The organism is Streptomyces sp. NPDC045778 (assembly GCF_056431945.1).
The window spans coordinates 82,078-104,783 of sequence record NZ_JBWKJZ010000024.1 but is presented as its reverse complement, the minus strand read 5'-3'; the positions used below and the strand labels follow the sequence as shown (position 1 = coordinate 104,783).

The window sequence follows — 22,706 nt, the reverse complement described above, 5'->3', positions numbered from 1 at the left end:
CCAGGCGCGCGGCGCTGACACGATCGCGTCGTTCTCCGCGCGTTCCGGCTCGGAACGCGCCGCCGTGCACCCATACTGGCGGCCGTGCGAGTTGCGATGATGACAGCGGGCTCCCGGGGCGACGTCGCCCCCTTCACCGGCCTCGGCGCCGGACTCGTCCGAGCCGGGCACGACGTCACCCTGGTGACGCACGACATGTTCGAGCCCCTCGTCCAGGGCTCCGGCGTCCGCTTCCACCCGCTGCCCGTCGACCCGCGGGCGGAGCTGCGCTCCGAGCGCGGCCAGGGCCTGCACCGCAGCGGCACCGGCGTGGGCAAGCTGCTGCGGGCCATGTCGATGGGCAGAGCCGTCGTCGGGCAGTTCACCGACAGCCTCATCGAGGTCGCCGAGGACAGCGACGTCCTGCTCATGAGCGGCGTGGTGGCCCCGCTGGGCTGCTCCGTCGCCGAGGGCCTGAGGCTGCCGAGCGTCGGCGTCAACCTCCAGCCCATGCACGCCACGCGCGCGTTCGCGCCCCCGCTCGCCACCGTGCGCTCGCTCGGCCCGGTGGGCAACCGCCTGGCCGGACACGCGGTCACCACCCTCATCGAGCAGATCTTCACCGAGGCCGCCCGCGAGGCACGCCGCCGTCTGCGGCTGCCGCCGCTCGGCGTCGGGGCCGCGCGCCGCGCCCGCGAACGGCGGGGCTGGCCGGTCCTGTACGGCTTCAGCCCCCGGGTCGTGCCCCGGCCCGGAGACTGGCGCCCCGGCCTGGACGTCGTCGGGTACTGGTGGCCGCACGACGTGCACAACCACCTGCCCGCCGAGGTGGAGGACTTCCTCGCCGCGGGCCCCGCCCCGGTCTACGTCGGCCTCGGCAGCGCCACCGTCCCCGACCCGGCCCGCCTGTGCGGCCAGGTCGTCCGCGCCCTGCGCGCGGCGGGCCTGCGCGGCCTGATCCAGCGCGGCTGGGCCGGTCTGTCCGCCGCGGGCGACGACATGCTCACCATCGACGACGTCCCGCACAGCCTGCTCTTCCCGCGCACCGCCGCCGTCGTGCACCACTGCGGCGCGGGCACCACCGCCGCGGGCCTGCGCGCGGGCGTCCCCGCCGTGCCCGTGCCCGTGCAGTTCGACGAGATGTTCTGGGCGAGCCGCCTCACCGCCCTGGGCGTGGCCCCCTACCCGCTGCCCCTGCGCCGGCTGACCGCCCCGCGCCTCGCGGACGCCCTCACCCGGGCGACGAGCGCCCCCCGCCACCGGGAGCGCGCGCGGCTCTTGGCGGACCAGCTGGCCGCCGAGGACGCCGTCGCTCCCGTACGCGCCCTGCTCCAGCGCATCGAGAGCGGGGAGCACCTAGGGGTTCACCCGAGGTAGACCTGAGGCGTGCGGTCCCGCCACGGGACGGCCTGCTCCAGCTGCGCGGCCACCTGGAGCAGCAGGTCCTCGCGGCCGTGCCCGGCCACCAGCTGCACACCGATGGGCAGGCCCTCGCGGCTCTGGCCGAGCGGCAGGCTGATCGCCGGGTTTCCCGACACGTTGAACGTGGCGGTGAACGGCCCGTACGTGAACAGGCGGTGCAGCCACGAGCGTGCCGAGTGCCCCTCGTGGTCGTAGTTGAGGGTCCCGTGCGGCGCGGGCAGCCGGCCGAGGGTGGGCGTCAGGAGCAGGTCGTACTCCTGGAAGAAGCGGCCGATCGAGCGCGTCACCAGGTTCTGCGCCTCGGTCGCGGCCATCACGTCCAGCAGCGTGAAGTCCTCGGTCTCGGTGAGCACGCGCCGCGACACCCCCTCCAGCCGCGTGGGGTCGGGCCTGCGCGGCGCACCGCGCAGCACGGCACCGCCGGTGGTGACGACCGTCAGCAGCGCGGCCTCGACGACGGCGCCGCCGTCGACGTCAGGAGAGGCCTCGGTCACCACGTGCCCGATCCACTCCAGGACCTGGCCCGCGGTGACCGCCGCGTCGGCGACCTGCGGGTCCACGGTGCCGCCCGTCCACGCCTGGGTGGTCAGGGCGATCCGCAGCCGCCCGGGGTCGGCGCGGATCGCCTCGGCGTAGGGCCGGGCGGGCGGCGGCGCCTGGTACTTGTCGCCGACGGCGGGCGCGCAGACGGCGTCCAGGAGATGGGCGGTGTCCCGCACGGTACGCGTGACCGCGAACTCCACCAGCTGACCGAAAGCGCTCTCACCGGTGGCCGGCCCGCACGGCGTGCGCCCCAGGCCCGGCTTCAGGCCGACCAGGCCGCACGAGGCGGCCGGGACGCGGATGGAACCGCCCGCGTCGTTCGCGTGCGCCAACGGCACCGCGCCCGCCGCGACCAGGGCGGCCGCCCCGCCGCTCGACCCGCCCACGCCGCGCTTGGGGTTCCAGGGGTTGCGCGTCGCGCCGTAGCGCACCGACTCCGTGGCGAAGTTCAGGCCGAACTCCGGCGCGGTGCTCTGCCCGAGCGCCACCAGGCCCGCGGCACGGAACCGGGCCATCAGGTCGTGGTCGGCCAGGGCGTACGCGCCCTTGATGGCACGGCTGCCGATCGTGAACGGCACGCCCTGCGCGAAGGGGCCGCTGTCCTTGATGACGAACGGCACCCCGCCGAAGGGGCCCCCGGGCTCGTGCGCGAGGGACGGGTCGAACAGCGGCTGCGTCAGCGCGTTCAGCTCGCCGTCGACCTGTTCGAGGGCGCGCCGCGCGCAGGCCTCGACCTCGGCCGCGCTCACCTGGCGCGTCCGGATCAGCTCACGCAGCCCCACCGCGTCGAAGGACGCGTACTCGTCCAGCTCCAGCGCTCCCAGCTCCTTGATCTGTGCCCTGCGTACTGCGTACTGCGTGCTGTCTGCTGTCCGTTGCTCCCGCGTACGAGGAAGGGGTCAGCGGCCCGGCGCCGTGGCGCCCAGGTGATCGGTGATCTCCCGTACGACCGACTCGGTGTGATCGCCGAGGAAGAAGTGCCCGCCGGGGAAGACGCGCAGCCGGAACGGGGCCACGGTGTGCTGTGCCCAGGCCCTGGCCTCGGCGATGTCGACCAACGGGTCGCTGTCGCCGGTCAGCGCGAGGACCGGGCAGTTCAGGGGCGGCCCCGGCCGGTAGCGGTAGGTCTCGATGGCGCGGTAGTCGCCGCGCATGGCGGGAAGGACCATGGTCAGGACCGCCTCGTCGGCGAGCAGCTCCGAGTCGGTGCCGCTCAGCCGCCGCAGCTCCTCGACGAGGCCCCGGTCGTCGCGCAGGTGCACCTGCTCCTCGCGCTGCCGCGAAGGCGCCCGGCGGCCGGAGGCGAAGAGGCCGTGCAGGACGACACCGCGTGCCTCAAGGCGCCGGGCCACCTCGAAGGCGACCGTCGCGCCCATGCTGTGCCCGAAGAACGTCAGCGGCCGGTCCGCCAAGGGCGCCAGCTCGGCCGCGAGCCGGTCCGCGAGGAGCGATATGTCCGTGATGCACGCCTCTTGGAGGCGGTCCTGGCGACCGGGGTACTGCACGGCGAGCACGTCGGCCACCGGGGAGAGCGCGGCGGAGAACGGGAAGTAGTAGGTCGCCGAGCCGCCCGCGTGCGGGAAGCAGACGACGCGATCGCCCGCCTGTGGCCCCGGATGGAACCGCCGGACCCAGGCGCTGCCGGTCGATGCCATCACGGTGCCTCTTCTCCGCTTCGTGCCAGTGGCGCCAGGTCAGCCGGGTGGTGCCCGGGTCGCGCCGGTGGTGCTCGCGCGCGAGTGGTGCGCGAGCGAGGGCTACCTTAAGCTCCCCGAGCCCCCGACATGACACCGGAGGGGGCCCGGCGGCACTGAGGTATATTTCGAGCCACTGCGATGACCGGCCCGTGACTCCGTCCCCGCAGCTCGCACCCACTCGGTCCCCGGTCCACCATGAATTCCGGACAAGCGGAACTGACGACGGCGGACGCGGCCCGGAAAATTAGTGCTTGACGGTCGGCCCTTTCGTGACGCAGTGTTGCGGGACAGTCGTCAGTGAGTAGGCGAGTAGACGACTGCTCGACGGTTGTGAAACGCCGGGCACGGGGGACGGGGCGTACGTACACATGGTTCAACAGCGCAACGATGTCATTCGTCATGCTCGCCTCTCCGACCTGCCCCGACTTCTCGAACTCGAGGAGTTGTGCTGGCCCGAGCCGCTGCGGGTCTCCGAAGAAGTCATCCGCCGGCGGCTTTTCTCCTATCCCGTCGGCCAGTTCGTCGTCGAGTCCGACGGCGCGGTGCACGCGGTCATCTACTCCCAGCGCATCGCGCAGCCGGAGGACGTGTTCTCCGCGACCTTCGCCACCGCCGACCGCCTGCACCGGCCCGAGGGGCCGGTCGCCCATGTCCTCTCGCTGAACGTCGACCCTTCGAAGCAGAGCTTCCGTTTCGGCGACACGCTGCTGGAACACCTGCTGACCTGGGCTGAGAGCGAGGCGTCCGTCCGGACGGCGGTCGGCGTGACCCGGTGCCGGGACTTCGGCAGGCACCCGGAAGCGGACCTGGCCGCGTACGTGCGCGCGACGAACGCGCAGGGTCGCTGCCTCGACACCGTCCTGCGCCTGCACCAGCTCCACGGCGCCGAGATCCGCGCGCTCGTCCCGGGATATCGGCCGGGAGATCTGGACAACGAGGGAAACGGCGTACTCGTCGTCTACGATCTGTCGGCCCGTCAGGAGCGAGTGCGAATTCTCCAAAGCGAAGGAGAGAAGTCCGCGGCGGCCCCCATTCCGTCGGGCGGGCAACTCGCCGGGGAAATACGGGAGTTCTTCGACGTTATACTCGGCGTTGACTACGAGGGAATCGAGCACCCGCTGGAAAGCCCTCTCTTCGAGCTGGGATTCGACTCGGCAGGGCTTCTGGATCTTCAGGAAAAGATCGAATCCCGATACGGAATTGCGCTCGCCCCCCTCTTCTTCTTCGAGCACAACACCGGTGCCTTGATCATTTCCTACCTGGAAGATCTCAGGGAGGGTGAAACAGGCCACACGCCGGAGGCCGAGGCGTCCGCCGCGGCCACGCGGCCCGCGCGCTCCGCCGACTCCCGCGACCAGGGCTCCCGCGACCAGGGCTCCCGCGACCAGGGCTCCCGCGACCAGGGCTCCCGCGATCACGGCTCCCGCGATCACGGCTCCCGCGATCACGGCTCCCGCGATGTGGCGATCATCGGGACGGCCTGCCGCCTGCCCGGCGGCATCGAGGACCGCGCCGGTCTGTGGGAGCTGCTCACGTCCGGCCGCAGCGCGATCGGCACCCTGCCCGAGGGGCGCTGGCAGTGGCCCGACGGCACCGGGCCCGACACCCACCCCGGCATCGACCGCGGCGGCTTCGTCACCGACGCCGGGGCCTTCGAGGCGGGCCTGTTCCGCGTCACCCCGTACGAGGCACGGCACATGGACCCGCAGCAGCGCTGGGCCCTGGAGCTGGCCTGGGCCTGCCTGGAGGACGCCGGATACGCGCCGAGCGGCGTCGCGGGCACGCGGACGGGCGTCTTCATCGGCGCCAGCGGCTCGGACTACCAGCGCGTCATGGACACCCGCGGCCTGCCCGTGCGCGCCCACAGCGGCCTCGCGACCTCCATGGCCGTGATCGCCAACCGCGTCTCGTACTTCTTCGACCTGCGCGGCCCGAGCGTCCAGCTCGACACGGCCTGCTCCAGCTCCCTCGTGGCCGTGCACACCGCCCTGCGCGCGCTGCGCGCGGGGGAGTGCGACACGGCCCTGGTCGGCGGCGTCAACGTGCTGTGCCACCCCGCCAACAGCATCGCCTACCACCAGGCGGGCATGCTGTCGCCCGACGGGCTGTGCAAGACCTTCGACGCCTCGGCCAACGGCTACGTGCGCTCCGAGGGCGGCGTCGCCCTGCTCCTGAAGCCGCTCGCCGCCGCGCTCGCCGACGGCGACCCGGTGCACGCCGTCATCAAGGGCAGCGCCACCAACCACGGCGGCCAGGCGGGCGGCCTCACCGTGCCCAGCGCCGCCCTCCAGGCGAGCCTCGTCGAAGCCGCCCTCGCCGACGCGGGCCTCAGCGCGCGCGACATCGGCTACGTGGAAGCGCACGGCACCGGCACCGCCCTCGGCGACCCCATCGAAGTCCAGGGCCTGACCAAGGCGTTCGCCGACAGCGACGTCCCCTGCGCCCTCGGCTCGGTGAAGACGAACCTGGGCCATCTGGAAGCCGCCGCGGGCATCACCGGCCTGCTGAAGACCGTCCTCGCCCTCCAGCACCGGCAGCTCCCCGCCTCGCTCCACTACGAGCGCCCCAACCCGCACATCGACCTCGACGCCTCGCCGTTCTCCGTCGTGAGGCGGCTCTCCGCCTGGGACCTCGAAGGACGCCCCCTCCGCCGCGCCGGGATCAGCAGCTTCGGCTCGGGCGGCAGCAACGCCCACGTCGTCGTCGAGGAGTTCCCGCGCACCGAGCCCGCGCCGGACACGGCCCACGGTGGGGGCACCTCCCGAGAGCCCTCGATGGTCGTCCTGTCCGCCCGCAGCACGCCCCAGCTGCTGCGCCAGGCCCAGCGCCTGCTCGACCACCTGCGGCAGGAGCAGCCGGCCGACGCGGACCTGAGGGACATCGCGTACACCACGCAGGTGGGCCGCGCGGAGCTGCCCGAGCGGCTCGGCCTGCCGGTGACGAGCGTGGCCTCCCTCACCGCGCTCCTCGACGACTTCGTGACGGGCTTCGTGACGGGCGCACCCGCCTCGCCCGCCGTCCTGCGCGGACGAGCCGAGCGGGACGCCCCGCCCGCCCCCGCTCCCGGCGCGGCCGCCGCGGACGTCCTGGCCGCGTGGGTGCGCGGCGCCCGCGTCGACTGGACGGCGTACGGCAGGGCGCGCCGCGTCCCGCTGCCCACCCACGCCTTCGACCGCGACCACTACTGGATCGGCGACGACCCCACCGACGCCGGGCCGCGCGGCACGGCCGACCAGGACCCGTCCGCCGCGCCGCGCGCCCCCCACCACCCCCTGCTCCAGCGCGCCACGCCGGACGCGGGCGCCGTCGCCTGCTTCGAGTCCACCGTCACCGCGCAGGACTTCTTCCTGCGCGACCACCGCGTCGCGGGCGATCCGGTGCTGCCCGCCGTCGCCTCCCTGGAGATGGCACGCGAGGCCGCCGACCGCACGCTGCCCGCCACCGCCGACGCGGCCGGGGCGCTGCGCCTGGAGAACGTGGCGTGGTCGCGCCCCGTCGTCGTACGCGACGGGACGCGGACGCTCCGCACCGTCCTGACGGAGGGCGCGAACGGCCCCGCCGCCGCGGCGGATCCGGCCCCCGCGGACGGCCCGTTCGCCTTCGAGATCCGCGCTGCCGACGTCGTCCACGCGCGTGGAACGGCCTCCCGCGTGCGGACGGCCGCGCCCGATCTCCTCGACCTCGACGCGCTGAAGTCCCGCACGGGCGCCGCGGTGCTCGACGTGGACGACTTCTACGCCACGCTGCGCGCCACAGGACTCGACTACGGCGCCGCGCACCGGGCGGTGCGCGAGATCCGCCTCGGCGACGGCGAACTCCTCGCCGCGCTGGCCGTACCGGACGAGGTGGCGGCCACCCTCGGCGACTTCGTCCTGCACCCCAGCGTGCTCGACGGCGCCCTCCAGGCCGCCTTCGCGCCGGACGTCCACGCGGCGGAACCAGGCGGTCTCGCGCTGCCCTTCGCCCTCGACCGCCTCGACGTCCACGGGACGACGCCGCGCTCCGCGTACGCGTGGATCCGCGCGGTGCCGACCGCCTCGCGCCAGGTGCGGCGCTGGGACCTCGACCTCTGCGACGACCAGGGAAGGATCTTCGCGCGGCTGCGCGGCTACTCCATGCGCAAGACCACGCAGCCCGCCGCGGAGGCGGGCGCCACGCACGACGTGACGCTGTTCCGCCCGGTGTGGCGCGCGGCCGACGCCCCTGGCCGCCCCGACGCCCCCGCCCGCACGGCGCGGCTCGTGCTCGCCTGCGGCTTCGAAGGCCACCTCGGCGAACTGCGCGCGCTCGCCCCGGAAGTGACGTTTCTGGAGCCGCCCGAGCAGGCCACCGACCGCCCGGTGGCGCACTCCGTCGCCGAGCACGCCGTCGAACTGCTCCGCGCCGTACGAGGCCTCCTCCTCGGCAAGCCCGCAGGCTCCGTGCTCCTCCAGGTCGTGACCCCCGCCGACGGCGAACAGGCGCTGCACCAGGCCCTGTCCGGACTGCTGCGCACGGCCCGTCTGGAGAATCCGGCCCTCGTCGGCCAGGTCGTCGCCGTGCCCGCCGACGCGTCGGCCGCGTATCTCGCCGAGACCCTGGAGGCGGAGAGCCACCACCCCGGCGACCAGCACGTCCGCCACGGCGGCGGCGCCCGCGAGGTCCTCGCCTGGGAGCCCCTGGACGCGGCGGGCGCGCCCGGCGTGCCGCCCGTGCCGTGGCGGGCCGGTGGCGTCTACCTCATCACCGGCGGCGCGGGCGGCCTCGGCCGGATCTTCGCCCGGGACATCGCCCGCCGCGCCCCCGGCGCCGTCCTGTGCCTGACCGGCAGGTCCCCGCTGGGCCCGGCGGTCGAGGCGGAGCTGGCGGCACTGCGTGCCGAGGGCGCGCGTCCCGAGTACCACGTGCTCGACGTCACGGACCGGCGGGCCACCGAGCGCCTCGTCCGGAAGCTGACGCGGCGTCACAAGGCGCTGCACGGCGTGCTGCACGCCGCCGGGGTCCTGCACGACGCCTTCCTCCAGCGCAAGACCGACGCGGAGTTCCGCCGCGTCCTCGCCCCCAAGCTCGCCGGCTGCCACGCAGTCGACGAGGCCACCAAGGGCCTCGACCTGGACTTCTTCGCGCTGTTCTCATCCGTCATGGGTGCCACCGGCAATGTCGGCCAGGCCGACTACGCCGTGGCCAACGCCTTCCTCGACGCGTTCGCCCACCACCGCGCCACGCGTGTCGCCGCGGGCGAGCGCGGCGGGCGGACCCTGTCGGTCGCCTGGCCCCTGTGGCACGGCGGCGGCATGGGCGCGGACGAGGACACCCGCAAGGCCCTGCGGCTGCGCGGCGGCTTCCTGCCGATGGCCACGGACGCCGGGGTCGACGCCTTCCACCGCGCCTTGGACAGCGCCGAGCCCCACGTCGTCGTCTGGGCCGGGGACCGCGCGGCGGGCGAGCGGGCACTCCTGGACGCGGCGCCCGCCCCGGAGCCCGCCCGGCCCGCCCCCGCCCCCGTCGCCGACAGGGCCGCTGCGGCCGACGAGCAGGCCCTGCGCGCCCGCGCGGTGGAGTTCCTCAGGGCGGAGCTGTGCCGCCTCACCCAGCTGCCCCCGGGCGACATCGACGACGCCGAACCCCTGGGCTCGTACGGCATGGACTCGATCCTGGCGACCGAGCTGACGGCGGGCCTGGAGAAGACGTTCGGCTCGCTGCCGAAGACGCTGCTGTTCGAGTACCACACGCTCGCCGAACTGGGCGGCTACTTCCTCGGCGGCCACCGGGCCGTCCTGGAGGGGATGTTCGCGGACGGCCCCGAGCGGGCGGAGCGGCGGCCCGCCGCCGTGGCGCCCGCCGCGGTCGTGCGGGAAGCCCCCGGGCCGCAGGCGCGCCCCGCCGAGGAGGACACCGCCCTGGACATCGCCGTCATCGGCCTGTCCGGCCGCTACCCCGAAGCGCGGGACGTCCACGAGTTCTGGGACAACCTGCGCGCCGGACGGGACTGCGTCGTCGAGGTCCCCGAGGACCGCTGGGACTGGCGGGAGCACTACGAGCAGGACCGCACCGTGCCCGGCCGCCACTACAGCAAGTGGGGCGGCTTCATCGCCGAGGTGGACCGCTTCGACCCGCTGTTCTTCAACATCGCGCCACACGAGGCCGACTACCTGGACCCGCAGGAGCGGCTGTTCCTGGAGCACGCCTGGACCGCGATGGAGGACGCCGGTTACACCCGGGAGCGTCTCGGTCGCGCCACCGGCGACGGCGCCGCCGGGCGGGTCGGCGTGTACGCGGGCGTGATGTGGGGGCAGTACCAGCTGCTGTTCCCCGGCGACGGCGACGGCGCGGGCCGCGGCAACCCCCACGCCCTCGGCAGCAGCTACGCGAGCGTCGCGAACCGCGTCTCCTTCGTGCTGAACCTGCACGGCCCCAGCATGACCGTCGACACCATGTGCTCAAGCTCGCTCACCGCCGTGGAGCTGGCCTGCCGCGACCTGCGCCGCGGCCGCACCGGACTCGCTTTCGCGGGCGGCGTCAACGTGACCGTGCACCCGAACAAGTACCTGGGCCTGAGCACCGGCCAGTTCATCTCCAGCCAGGGCCACTGCGAGAGCTTCGGCGTCGGCGGCGACGGCTACATACCCGGCGAAGGCGTCGGCGTCGTCCTGCTCAAGCCCCTGCGCGACGCCGAACGCGACGGCGACCACGTCTACGGCGTCATCAAGGGCAGCGGCGTCTCCCACGGCGGGCGCACCAACGGCTACACTGTGCCCAACCCGCGCGCCCAACAGGCCGCGATCCAGGACGCGTTGAGCGAGTCCGGCGTCGACCCGAGGACCATCAGCTACGTCGAGGCGCACGGCACGGGGACGAAGCTCGGCGACCCCATCGAGATCACCGGCCTGAGCCAGGCCTTCGCCGCCGCGTCCCCGGACGGCGGGGACGTCACGGGCCCCTGCTACCTCGGCTCCGCGAAGTCCAACATCGGCCACTGCGAGAGCGCCGCCGGCATCGCCGGGCTCACCAAGGTCCTGCTCCAGCTCCAGCACGGCCAGATCGTGCCGTCGCTGCACTCCGCGACGCTCAACCCGCACATCGACTTCTCCCGTACGCCGTTCGTCGTCAACCAGGAGCTGCGCGACTGGGAGCGCCCCGTCGTCGACGGGCGCCCGCGGCCGCGGATCGCCGGAGTCTCCTCCTTCGGTGCCGGTGGCGCCAACGCGCACCTGATCGTGGCCGAGCACCTCGACCGCCGCCCCGCCCCCGCAGGACACGGCCCGCAGCTGTTCCCGCTCTCGGCGAAGGACGACGACCGGCTGCGCGCCTACGCCGAGCGGCTGCTGCGCTTCGCCCGGGACAAGCAGGACGCAGCAGGGACCGCCGACATCACCCCCGCGGACCTCGCGTACACGCTCCAGACCGGGCGTGAGGCCATGGACGAGCGCCTCGGCGTCGTCGCCGACTCCTTCGCCGCGCTCGCCCGGAAGCTGGAGCGCCACCTGGCCGGTGACACCGCCGTGGAGGGCGTCTGCCGCGGCAACGCCAAGCGGGACCGCAAGGCCCTGGCCGTCGTGCCCGCCGAGGAACTCGCCGAGACCCTCGCCGCCCTGGCGCGGCGCGGCAAGGCGGCCGAACTCCTGGAGCTGTGGGCGCGCGGCGCCGCGCCCGACTGGCAGGCCCTGCACGCCACCACGCCGCGCAGGATCAGCGCCCCCACGTACCCGTTCGCACGCGACCGGCACTGGATACCCGAGGCCGCGCCCGCCGCTCCCGCGCCCGCCGACGCGGCGCCCGCCGCCTCCGGTACGCCGCTCTTCCTCACCAAGCAGTGGCGCCCCGCCCCCTCCACGCCCGGGCGGCCCGGCCCTTCGGGCGTCCTCGTCCTGCACGACCCCGCCACCCGGCGGCTCGCCGAACGCATCGCCGAACTCGTCGACCGCGCCACACCGGTGGACGCGACGGACCCCGGCGCCGACGGCGTCGTCGACCGGCACGCCCCCGCGTGCGCCGCCCTGGTCGACCTCACCGGGATCGGCGACGACACCGACGACACCGACGACACCGCCCACACCGACGGCATCGACCGGATCGCCGAGGGCAGCGCCTCCGGCCGTGCGCTCGCGCTCCTGCGGCGCGTGCTCGACGCGAAGGCCTCGCGGGACATCCACCTGCTCTTCGTCACCCAAGGCCTGGAGACCCCCGGCCCCGTCGAGCCCGGCGCGTCCCACCGGATCCCGCTCGCGGGGGCCGCCCGTGCCGCGCTCTACCGCCTGCTCCAGAGCGAGTACCGGGGCCTCGCCTCCCGCCACCTCGACCTCGACCCCGGCGTGCGCGACGCCGCCGCCCTCGCGGCCGTCGTCCACCGGGAACTCCTCGACGACGGGCGCACGCCGGAGGTCTGCCACCGCGACGGCACCCGGCTCGCCCCGGTGCTCGCCGAGACCCCGGCGCCCACGGCGTCCCGGCGCACACCGCCCGCCTTCGCCCCCGACGAGGTCCTGCTCGTGACCGGCGGCACCCGGGGCATCGGCCTGCTGTGCGCCCAGCACTTCGTCGCCCGGCACGGCGTACGACGCCTCGTCCTGACCGGCCGCGAGCCCCTGCCGCCGCGCCACCTGTGGACGGACCCGGACGCCTGCCCGCCCGCCGTCCGGGCGAAGACCGACGCCGTCGCAGCCCTGGAGGCACAGGGCGTCGAGGTACGCGTGCTCGCGCTGCCCCTGGACGACGCGGACGCGGTGGCGGCGGCCGTCGCCACCGTCTCGTCGACGCTCGGGCCGATCGCGGGCGTCCTGCACGCGGCGGGCCTCGTCGACACGAGCAACCCGGCGTTCGTCCGCAAGCCCGTCGCCGACATCGCCCGCGTCGTCTCACCCAAGATCGACGGCACCGCGCACCTGCTCGCCGCGCTCGACCCGCGCCCCCTGCGCTTCGCCGTCCTCTTCTCCTCGGTGTCCGCGGCCCTGCCGGCCCTCGGCGCCGGGCAGAGCGACTACGCCATGGGCAACGCCTTCATGGACTACTTCGCCCAGGCCCGCGCCCACGAACTGCCCGTCACCAGCGTCCAGTGGCCGAGCTGGCGCGAGACCGGCTTCGGCGAGGTCACGAACAAGGCGTACACCGACACGGGCCTGCTCAGCATCACGAACGCCGAAGGCCTGGCCTTCCTCGACGAGATCCTCACCGCGCCGCGCGGCCCCGTCGTCATGCCGGTACGGGTCGACGCCGCCCGCTTCGACGCGGCCGCCCTCCTGGACGCGCGCCCGGCGGCCCCGGCCACCCCGGCGCCCCAGGCCCGTACCGTCGAAGCCCCACGGGACACCACCGCACCCGAGTCCCTCAGGGCCCGGCTCACCGCCTACCTCAGTGACACCTTCAGCGGTGAACTCGGCCTCAAGCCCGGCCAGCTGGACGAGGACACCTCTTACGCCGACTACGGCGCCGACTCCATCCTGCTCGCCCAGGTCCTCCAGCGGATCCGCCGGCACCTCGACGTGCCGCTCGACCCGTCGGTGCTCCTGGAGTACCCGACCCTGAGCGAACTCGTGACCTGGCTGCTCGACACCTACCCGGCCGAGACCGCCACGCGCTTCGGCGCGGAGCCCGAGCCCGAGCCGGCGCCGTCCGCCGCCCCGCCCGTCCGCACCGAACCGCGCGCCACGGACGAGGACACCCGCGGCCCGGGTGCCGCCGTCGCCGTGATCGGCATGGCCTGCCGACTGCCCGGTGCTCCCGGTCTCGACGCCTACTGGGAGCTGCTGTCCGAGGGCCGCCGCGCCGTGCGCGAGGTGCCCGCCGAGCGCTGGGGACGGCCGACCGGCTTCCGCGCCGGGCTCGTCGACGACGTGTACGGCTTCGACGCCGGGCACTTCATGCTGCACGCCGAGGACGTCCGCGCCATGGACCCGCAGGCCCTCGTCCTCCTGGAGGAGAGCCTCAAGGCCGTCCACCACGCCGGCTACCGCGCGGCCGATCTGGAGGGCTCGCGCACCGGCGTGTACGTGGGCGCCCGCAGCGGGCAGCGCCCCGACGGCACCCTGGTGCACGGGGCCCGCAACCCCATCATGACGGTGGGCCAGAACTACCTGGCGGCCAACGTCTCCCAGTTCTTCGACTGGCACGGCCCCGCCATGGTCATGGACACCGCCTGCTCGTCCGCCCTTACGGCGATGAAGGTCGCCACCGACGCGCTCGCCGCGGGCTCCGTCGACCTGGCCTTGGTCGCGGGCGTCAGCCTGCTCGCCGACCCCGAGGCGCACGAGCTGTTCCGGCGCCGCGGACTGCTGCGCGAGGACGGCGAGTTCCACATCTTCGACCGCCGCGCGGGCGGCGTCGTCCTCGGCGAGGGCGCGGGCGTCGTCCTGCTCAAGCCGCTGGCCGCCGCCGAGCGCGACGGCGACACCGTGTACGCCGTCGTCGAGGGCCTCGCCGTCAACAACGACGGCCGCACGGCCGGGCCCGCCACGCCCAACCTCACCGCCCAGAAGCAGGTCATGCGGGAAGCCCTCCGCCAGGCCGGCTGCCCCCCGCACGAGGTGGGCCACCTGGACGTCAACGGCTCCGGGTCCGAACTCACCGACCTCCTGGAGCTGAAGGCCGTCCAGGAGGTGTACGGACCCGGCCGGACCACGCCGCTGCACGTCGGGTCGATGAAGCCCAACATCGGACACCCGCTGTGCGCCGAGGGCATCGCCGCGTTCATCAAGGTCGCGCTGATGGTCCACCACCAGCGCACGGTGCCCTTCCTGTCGGGCGAGCAGCCCATGGAGCACTTCACGATCGACCCCGCCGTGCTCCGCCTGCCCCGGCACGCCGAACCGGTGGACCTGGCGCACGCGGCGGTGAGCAGCTTCGCCGACGGCGGCACGAACGGCCACGTCATCCTGGGCCGCCCCGCGACGCCCCGCCCCGGCGCGGCCCGGCGGGGCCCCGTGGCGCTCCCGGCGCTCGACCGCCGCGACGTCCGCACCGGCGTGCCCGTCCGCAGCGGCACACCCGCCCCCACCGACGAGCCCGGTGCCGCCACCGAGGCACGGGTGTGGACGCGGCGCGTCGACGCCCGCGACGCCGTCGTGGACGGCCACCGCGTCTACGGCCGGCGGCTGCTGCCCGGCCTCGCCTGGATCGACCTCCTGTACGGCTGCTGCGCCGAGCTGGCACCGGACGCGTCCCCCGCCCGGCTCACCCTGCGCGACCTGTCGATCTACCGGCCGCTCGCCGTGGACGAGGGCGCCGCCGTGGAACTCCGCGTCGAGGCGCGCGCCACGGCCGCGGACACCTGGCGCCTCACCGTCACCGACGCCGCGGGGAGCGAGGGCGTGGCCCCGGCCCCGTACGTGACGGCCGAAGTCCACCTGACGGACGCCCCCGCCGCCTTCGAGGCGGACGCCCCCGCCGACGTCCTCGACGCGCTGCGTGCCCCCGGCGACGACGCGCGAGACCTCTGCGAGATCTACCGGAGCTTCCGCTCCCAGGAACTCGTGCACTCGGGCGCGATGAAGGCCGTCGGCTCGGTGCGCACCACGCCCGACGACATCTGGGTGAGCCTGGCGGTCGACGAGTCCTTCCTTGCGGGCGACTGGATAGAACGTTCGTTCCAGCCGGTTCTTATCGACGGGAGCGCGGTGGCGGCCAGCGCCGTCGCCCTGGGAGGCGAGCCGCGGCTCTTCCTGCCCCTGTACTACGCCTCGTTCCGGGCCGCGGCGCCGCTGGGCCGCGCCTGTCACACGCGTGTGCGGCGCGCCGGGATCACGCGCGCGGACGAACTGCTCACCTTCGGGATGGAGTTCTTCGACGACCACGGCCGCAAGCTGGGCGAGCTGACGGGACTCACCACGAAGGCGGTGCGCGACGCCGGGCACATCGATCCCGCACGGGGCGCGGCGTCGGACCCCGTGGCCGCGCCGACAGCTGTGGCCACACCGGCGGGCGACGCGATGCAGGCGCTCGTACGGTCGGTCGTCGCCGGTCGGCTCGGCGTTCCGGCGGACCACGTCGACGCGAGCGCGAGCTACTACGCCCTTGGCCTGGACTCCGCGACGCTGCTGCGGATCTCTGCGGAGCTGGGGGAGCGGCTCGGCACGAGGCTCGCGCCGACGCTGCTGTTCGAGCACGCCACGGTGTCGGCACTGGCCGGACACCTGGCCCGCCACCACCAGCCGGCCGAGGCGATGGAACCGATGGAGCCAGCCGAGGCGGTCAAGCCCGTCGGCGCACCTGAGCGCGCGGTCGAGGCCCCCGTCGTCGCCGTCGGTCAGGACATCGCGATTGTCGGCATCAGCGGCCGGTACCCGAAGGCGAGCGGCCTCACCGAGTTCTGGGAGAACCTCAAGTCCGGGCGCGACTGCGTCGGCGAGGTGCCCGAGGACCGCTGGCCGCGCGACACCTTCGACGGCGAGCGCACCCCCTCGGGGCGGCCGGTGTCCCGGGTGGGCGGCTTCCTCGACGACCCCGACTGTTTCGACGCGGAGTTCTTCCAGATACCCGACGCCGAGGCGGCCCAACTCGACCCGCAGGAGCGGCTGTTCCTCGAAGTGTGCTGGGAGGCCGTCGAGGACGCCGGATACACGCCCGCGGGCCTCTCCGGGACCGGGACCGGGGGCGGCGGACGGCGCGGGACGGTCGGCGTCTTCGCCGGGGTCATGCACAAGGACTACGTCCTGGTGCAGCACGACGCGGCCGACGGCGACACGGCGGGCCCGCGCCCGCCCCTGGCGATGAACGCCGCGGCCATCGCCAACCGCGTCTCGCACTTCTGCGACTTCCGCGGCCCCTCCCTCGCCGTCGACGCCGTGTGCGCCTCGTCGCTGAGCGCCGTGCACCTGGCGGTGGAGAGCCTGCGGCGCGGCGAGTGCGACGCCGCCCTCGCGGGTGGCGTGAACCTCTCGCTGCACCCGGCCAAGTACCGCACGTACGGCACCCTCGACCTGCTGGCGGGCGACGCGCCCGCCCGCTCCTTCGGCGCCGGTGGCGACGGTTACGTGGCGGCGGAGGGCGTCGGCGCCGTGCTCCTGAAGCCCCTTGACCGGGCGCTGGCCGACGGCGACGCCGTGTACGCCGTCATCAAGGGCACCGCGGTCAACCACTCCGGGCGGACCCCGGGCATCAGGGTGCCGTCCGTCGCCGCGCAGGCGGAACTCATCGAGACCTGTCTGGAGCGCGCCGGGGTCGACCCCGGGACGATCGGCTACCTCGAAGCTCACGGCACGGGCACGGAGATCGGCGACCTCATCGAAGTGCAGGGGCTGCGCCGGGCGTTCGAGAAGCACACCGACGCCAAGGGCTTCTGCGCCCTCGGCTCGGTCAAGTCCGCCATCGGCCACGCCGAGGCGGCCGCCGGGATCAGCGGGCTCACCAAGGCGGTGCTCCAGCTCCACCACAGGACCCTGACGCCGCTGGTCGGCGGCGCCGGAATCAACCCGTACCTCGACCTGGCCGACTCGCCCTTCCGCCTCCAGACGGACCTCGCGGAGTGGACGGTGGACGCGGGCGGGCCCGGCACGCCGCGCCGCGCGGGAGTGAGCGCGTTCGGCGCCACGGGCACCAACGCCCACGTGGTCGTCGAAGAGGCGCCCCCGGTGCCCGACCACGCCCTGAGCGGCGACGCGGCGGGCCCCGTGCTCGTACCGCTGTCGGCCACCGACGGCGACCGGCTGCGCGCCTACGCGGAGAAGCTGCTGCGCTTCCTCGACACCAAGGAGGGCGCCGCGCTCGCCCCCGCGGCCCTCGCCCACACCCTCCAGACCGGGCGCGTGGCCCTGGCCGAGCGCGCGGTGATCCTCGCGCACGACCTGGACGAGGTCCGCGAGGGTCTGGAGGCCGTGGCGGGCGGAACCGAGCCCGACGGCGCCGGGGTCCAGGTGTGGCGCGGGCGCGCGGCGGAGCCGGCCGGTGAGGCACGGCTCCTCGACGAGGACGACGTCCGCGCGGAACTCGTCGGCCGGTGGGCGGCGCGGGGCGCCTGGGGCAAGGTCGCGGAGCTGTGGATCGGCGGCTACGCGGTCGACTGGCCCGCCCCGCGCGGCTCGGCCGCGCCGCGGCGCGTCCACCTGCCCACGTACCCGTTCGCCAAGCGGCGCCACTGGGTCACGGCACCCGCAGGCACCACCACCGCCCCGACAGCGACAGCGACGGCACCCGCCGCCACCCCCGCGACCGGCGGCACCCACTGGCAGTTCGTACCGGACGGCGAGGCGCCGCCCGACACGCACCGGGCCGACCTCCCGGCGCAGGAGAAGGCGCGCGGCTATCTGCGGCAACTCGTCGCCGCCCGTGTGGGACGTCCCGTACAGGACATCGGCCCGCACGCGGGCCTCATCGAGCTTGGCCTGACGTCGCTCGGCGCCGTCGGCCTCAGCAAGGACCTGGCGGCGACGGTCGCGCCCGGCTTCGTACCCAGCGCCCTGTTCGAGTACGGCACCGTCGCCGAACTCGCCGGGCACCTGGAGGCCAGGTGGCCCGTGGGCCTGGCGCGCCTTGTCGCCACGCGCCCGGAGGCACGGCCCGCCGCGCCCGACGTCCTGGATGTCCTCGAGGGCCTGCGCGCCGGCGCCCTGCACCTCGACGACGCCATCGCGCTCCTCGACGAAGAGAGTTACGAGAAGTGAAGCACGAGCTGAGTGCCCTCATCGCGGACTACAAGGCGGGCAAGGTCAGCGCCCGTGAGGTCGGCGACCTCCTGCGCGACCTGCGCGACCAGGCGGGGCCCCAGGACGCGGCGCGGCCCGCGGGGGAGTTCGCGTACCCCCTCTCCGAGGGGCAGCGCGGACTGTGGGCGCTCCAGCGCGCGTACCCGGACATGGCGGCGTACAACGTGCCGCTGTGCTTCCGCGTCAGCGGCCTGGACGTGGCGGCCTTCCAGGACGCCTGCCGGGCGCTGCTCGTGCGCCACCCCGTGCTCAGCACGGTGATCCGCCAGGACGGAGGCGAGCCGGCGCAGTCCGTCGACCCCGCCCGCGCGCTCGACTTCGCGCGGGCCGACCTGACGGGCACCCGCGACGAGGGCGAGGCGCTCGCCGCCGTCGAGCGGGCGAGCAAGCGGGCGTTCTCGCTGGACGGGACGGCCGGGCAGGACGGCGGAGGAGTCTTCCGGGTCCGCGTCTTCGACCGGCCGGCGGGCGAGTCGCTCGTCCTGATCGTCGTGCACCACATCGTCTTCGACGGCACGTCGGCGACGCTCCTGATGAGCACGCTGTTCGAGGAGTACGAGGCGCGGGTGAACGGCTCCCCGGCACAGGCGGCCGAGAGCACCGCGGGCTTCCACGACTTCGTCCGCGAGGAGCGCCGCACCCTGGCCGAGCGCGGCGCCGCGCGCCTGCCGTACTGGCGGCAGCGGCTCGCCGCGCCCCTGCCCGTCCTCGACCTGCCCGCGGAGCGGCCCCACACGGCCCTCGCCGACCGGTTCGCCGGGAAGACCCTCGTGACCGAGGTGCCCGCGGAACTGGCGGGGCGCGTCGCCGAGTTCGCCGCCACCTGCCGGGCCTTCGTGTCCACCGCCATGCTCACCGCCTACGCGGCGACCCTGGCGACGTACTCCGACGCCGGCGAACTCGTCGTCGGGATGCCCGTGAACGAGCGCGACGGCGAGGCCCTCGCCCGCACCATGGGCCTGATGATCAACATGGTGCCGGTGCGCGTCGCGCTGCCGCCCGAGGAACCCTTCGAGGGGCTCGTCGGCCGCGCGCAGCGGGACGTATCCGACGACCTGCTGCACGGCTACCCCTTCCCGGCCCTGGTGCGGGAGCTGGCGCAGGACACCCCGGCCGGACGCTCGCCGGTGTTCCAGACGGCGTTCGTCTTCCAGGACGTGCTCGACGGCATCGCCGACGCCGACCGGCCCTACCGCCTCGTCGAGGAACTGCACCAGGAGGGGGAGTACGAACTCTCCGTCGAGGTGTGGCGCAGCGGCGCGGGCTACGCCCTGTACTGGAAGTACCAGCCGGAGCTTTACCACCACGCCTTCATCGAGGAGCTGGCGGGCCGCTTCCTGGACGTCCTGGCGGCGGTGTGCGACGACCCGCGCACCACCGTGGCCGCGCTGCGGCAGCGCGGCGCCGAGCTGTGCGTGCAGGACCTCGTCGACGAGACGGCCCGCCGTACCCCGGACGCGGTCGCCGTGGCAGGCCAGGAAGAGATCCTGACGTACGAGGCGCTCGGCGCCCGCAGCGACGCCCTTGCCTCCTGCCTGGTGGCGCGGGGCGTGCGGCGCGGCGACCTGGTGGCCGTGCTGCTCGACCGGTCGCCCGACCTCGTCGTGACCCTCCTCGGCGTCCTCAAGGCGGGCGCCGCCTACGTCCCCCTCGACCCGGAGCTTCCCGCCGCCCGGCTCACGGACATCGTGACGGACAGCGGCACCCGGCTGATCGTCACGCAGTCCCGGCACGCGGCCCGCGCCCGCGGCCTCGCGGCAGGCGGCGCCGCGGCGCCCGCGCTGTTCGTGCTCGACGAGGAGCGGGCCGCCCTCACGGCCGCCCTCGGCCCGGGACCTGTCGCCGTTCCCGTGACCGGCGACGACCTGGCGTACGTCATCTACACGTCGGGCAGCACCGGCCGCCCCAAGGGCGTGATGATCCCGCACCGGGGCTTCACCAACCTGCTCGGCTCGCTGCGCCGTGAGCCCGGCATGGACGCGACGGACACCCTCTTCGCCGTCACGACCGTCAGCTTCGACATGGCCCAGGTCGAACTGCTCCTGCCGCTGGTGTGCGGGGCCCGCGTCCACGTCTGCGACAGCCCGACGATCAAGGACGTGGAGCGGCTCAAGGAGCGCATCTCCCGGGTGCGGCCCACCGTGATGCAGGCGACCCCGGCGACGTGGAGCATGCTGTTCCACTCGGGCTGGCGCAACCCCGAGGGCGTACGGGTCTTCTGCGGCGGCGAGGCGCTGCCGAGGACACTGAAGGAGTTCTTCCGCGACACCGGCACCGAGGCCTGGAACCTGTACGGGCCGACGGAGACCACCGTGTACTCCACCGGCGGCCTGGTCCGCCACGACCGGCCGACCACCATCGGCAGGCCGGTCGCCCACACCCAGGTGCACATCCTCGACGACAGCCTGCGCCCGGTGCCGCACGGCGGGACCGGCGAGCTGTGCATCGCGGGGAAGGGCCTCGCGAAGGGCTATGTGAACCGCCCCGACCTCACCGCGGAGAAGTTCGTCGACCACGACCTGGTGCCCGGCGGCAAGCTCTACCGCACCGGCGACCTGGCCCGCTGGACCGAGGACGGCGAGATCGACTACCTGGGCCGCAAGGACTTCCAGGTGAAGATCCGCGGCTACCGCATCGAACTGGGCGACATCGAGTACCACTTGGGCCGCCACCAGGACGTCGCCGAGTGCGTGGTCGTCGCCCGCGGCGAGGACGGGGCCAAGCAGCTCGTCGCGTACTACGTGCCGCGCCGCGCGGGCGCCCGCGCCGACGCCTTCAAGGACCACCTGCGCGCGCTGCTGCCCGCGTACATGGTCCCGGACTTCTACGTCCCGCTCGACGCCGTCCCGCTGACGGGCAGCGGCAAGGTCGACCGCACCGCCCTGATGGGGCGCGAGGTGTCCGCCGCACCCGCTCCGGCCGCGCGCCCCGAGGCGGCCGCCCGGCCGACCCGGGACGTCGAGCGGGACGTCCTGGCCTGCTGGCAGGAGGTCCTGAAGGTACGGGACCTCACTCCGGGCGCCTCCTTCTTCGAGGCCGGCGGCAACTCGCTGTCGGCCGTGGTGCTCGCGGACCTCATCAGCCGCAGGCTCGGGGTGCCGTTCGCGGCCGCCGACCTGTTCAAGTACGCCACCGCGGCCGATGTCGCCGCGTACGTACGGGAGCGGACACCGGACGCCGCGGACGCCGGGGACGCCGGGGACCGAGCGGACGCCGCGGACCAGGCGGAGGCCGCGGACCGGGCGGGCGAGGCCGCCACGGCGCAGGCCCCCGCGCCGGAGCGCGCGGCGCTTCCCGACGACGCCGTCGCTGTCGTCGGCATCTCCTGCCGCTTCCCCGACGCCCGCGACCACTGGGAGTTCTGGGAGAACCTCAAGCGCGGCCACGCCTCCGCGGGCCGCTGGAGCGAGGCGGAGCTGCGCGCCGCGGGCGTGCCCGAACGCGTCCTGGACGACCCGGACTTCGTGCCGCTGCGCTCGGGGCTCGACGGCAAGGAGGAGTTCGACGGCGCGTTCTTCCGGCTCTCGCCCCAGCACGTCGAGCTGATGGACCCGCAGTTCCGCCAGGTCCTGCTGCACGCCTGGAAGGCCGTCGAGGACGCGGGCCGCGACCACCGGCAGATCCCGAACACCGGGGTGTACGTCTCCACCGGCAACCACCACTACGGCGCACCGGACGACACCGGCGAGACGCCCGCCGCGGTCATCGAGGACCCCCGGCAGTACCTGTCGTGGGTGATGAGCCAGAGCGGCACCGTCGCCTCCATGGTCTCCTACCAGCTCGGCTTCGGCGGGCCGAGCATGTCCGTGCACTCCAACTGCTCCTCCTCGCTGAGCGCGCTCGCCCTCGCGGCCCGCGCCGTGCAGACGGGCGAGACGGACTTCGCCCTCGTGGCGGCGGCCTCGGCGAACAGCGTCGACGGCCTCGGCTACGTCCACAAGGCGGGCCTCAACCTCTCCGGCGACGGCCGCGTCAAGGCCTTCGACGCGGACGCCGACGGCATGGCGGGCGGCGAGGGCGTCGTCGCCCTGCTCATCCGCCGCGCCGCCGACGCCGTCGCCGACGGCGACCACGTCTACGGCCTGCTGCGCGGCATCGCCGTCAACAACGACGGCGGCGACGCCACCGGCTTCTACAGCCCCAGCGTCAACGGCCAGTCCCGGCTGATCCGGCAGGTCCTCGACCGCACCGGCGTCGACCCGCGCACCATCGGCTACGTCGAGGCCCACGGCACCGGCACGAAACTCGGCGACCCCGTGGAGGTCGCCGCGCTCACCGAGGCCTACCGCGCCTTCACGCACGACACCGGCTACTGCGGCATCGGCTCGGTGAAGACCAACCTCGGCCACCTCGACACCGCCGCAGGGCTCGCCGGAGCCCTCAAGGTGCTCCTGAGCCTCTACCACGGGCAGCTCCCGCCCACGCTCCACTACCGCGAGCCCAACCCCCAACT

The 22,706-nt window shown here is 74.5% G+C and carries 5 protein-coding genes (1 of these 5 running past the window's edge); 3 read left to right on the top strand and 2 right to left on the bottom strand.

Annotated features, from left to right (window positions below; translation table 11 throughout):
• Positions 1-99 precede the first annotated feature (99 nt).
• Complete coding sequence (locus AC07GB_RS27600) at positions 100-1,356, top strand: glycosyltransferase (protein ID WP_478850082.1); 1,257 nt, start codon at positions 100-102, stop codon at positions 1,354-1,356.
• On the opposite strand, the gene AC07GB_RS27595 is transcribed toward AC07GB_RS27600, so the two are convergent.
• Both AC07GB_RS27595 and AC07GB_RS27590 read right to left on the bottom strand, forming a co-directional pair.
• Entirely contained in the window at positions 1,344-2,726 is a 1,383-nt protein-coding gene (locus AC07GB_RS27595; protein WP_478849978.1) for an amidase, read from the bottom strand. The two genes, AC07GB_RS27600 and AC07GB_RS27595, sit on opposite strands and share 13 nt — an antisense overlap.
• Positions 2,727-2,843: 117 nt before the next feature.
• Positions 2,844-3,599 carry a thioesterase II family protein gene (locus AC07GB_RS27590; RefSeq protein ID WP_478850080.1) on the bottom strand — a complete coding sequence of 252 codons (756 nt, stop codon included), beginning with the start codon at positions 3,597-3,599 and terminating at the stop codon, positions 2,844-2,846.
• A 410-nt stretch (positions 3,600-4,009) separates the two neighbouring features.
• Here AC07GB_RS27590 and AC07GB_RS27585 point away from each other — a divergent pair, with 410 nt between their 5' ends.
• Together AC07GB_RS27585 and AC07GB_RS27580 are read left to right on the top strand one after the other, a co-directional pair.
• Positions 4,010-18,211 carry an SDR family NAD(P)-dependent oxidoreductase gene (locus AC07GB_RS27585; protein ID WP_478849976.1) on the top strand — a complete coding sequence of 4,734 codons (14,202 nt, stop codon included), beginning with the start codon at positions 4,010-4,012 and terminating at the stop codon, positions 18,209-18,211.
• On the top strand, positions 18,208-22,706 hold the beginning of the coding sequence (locus AC07GB_RS27580) for an amino acid adenylation domain-containing protein (RefSeq protein ID WP_478849974.1). 17,605 nt of this gene lie beyond the right edge of the window; only the first 4,499 of its 22,104 coding nucleotides appear in the window; its start codon is at positions 18,208-18,210; its stop codon lies beyond the right edge, outside the window. The genes AC07GB_RS27585 and AC07GB_RS27580 overlap by 4 nt, the downstream gene beginning before the upstream one ends.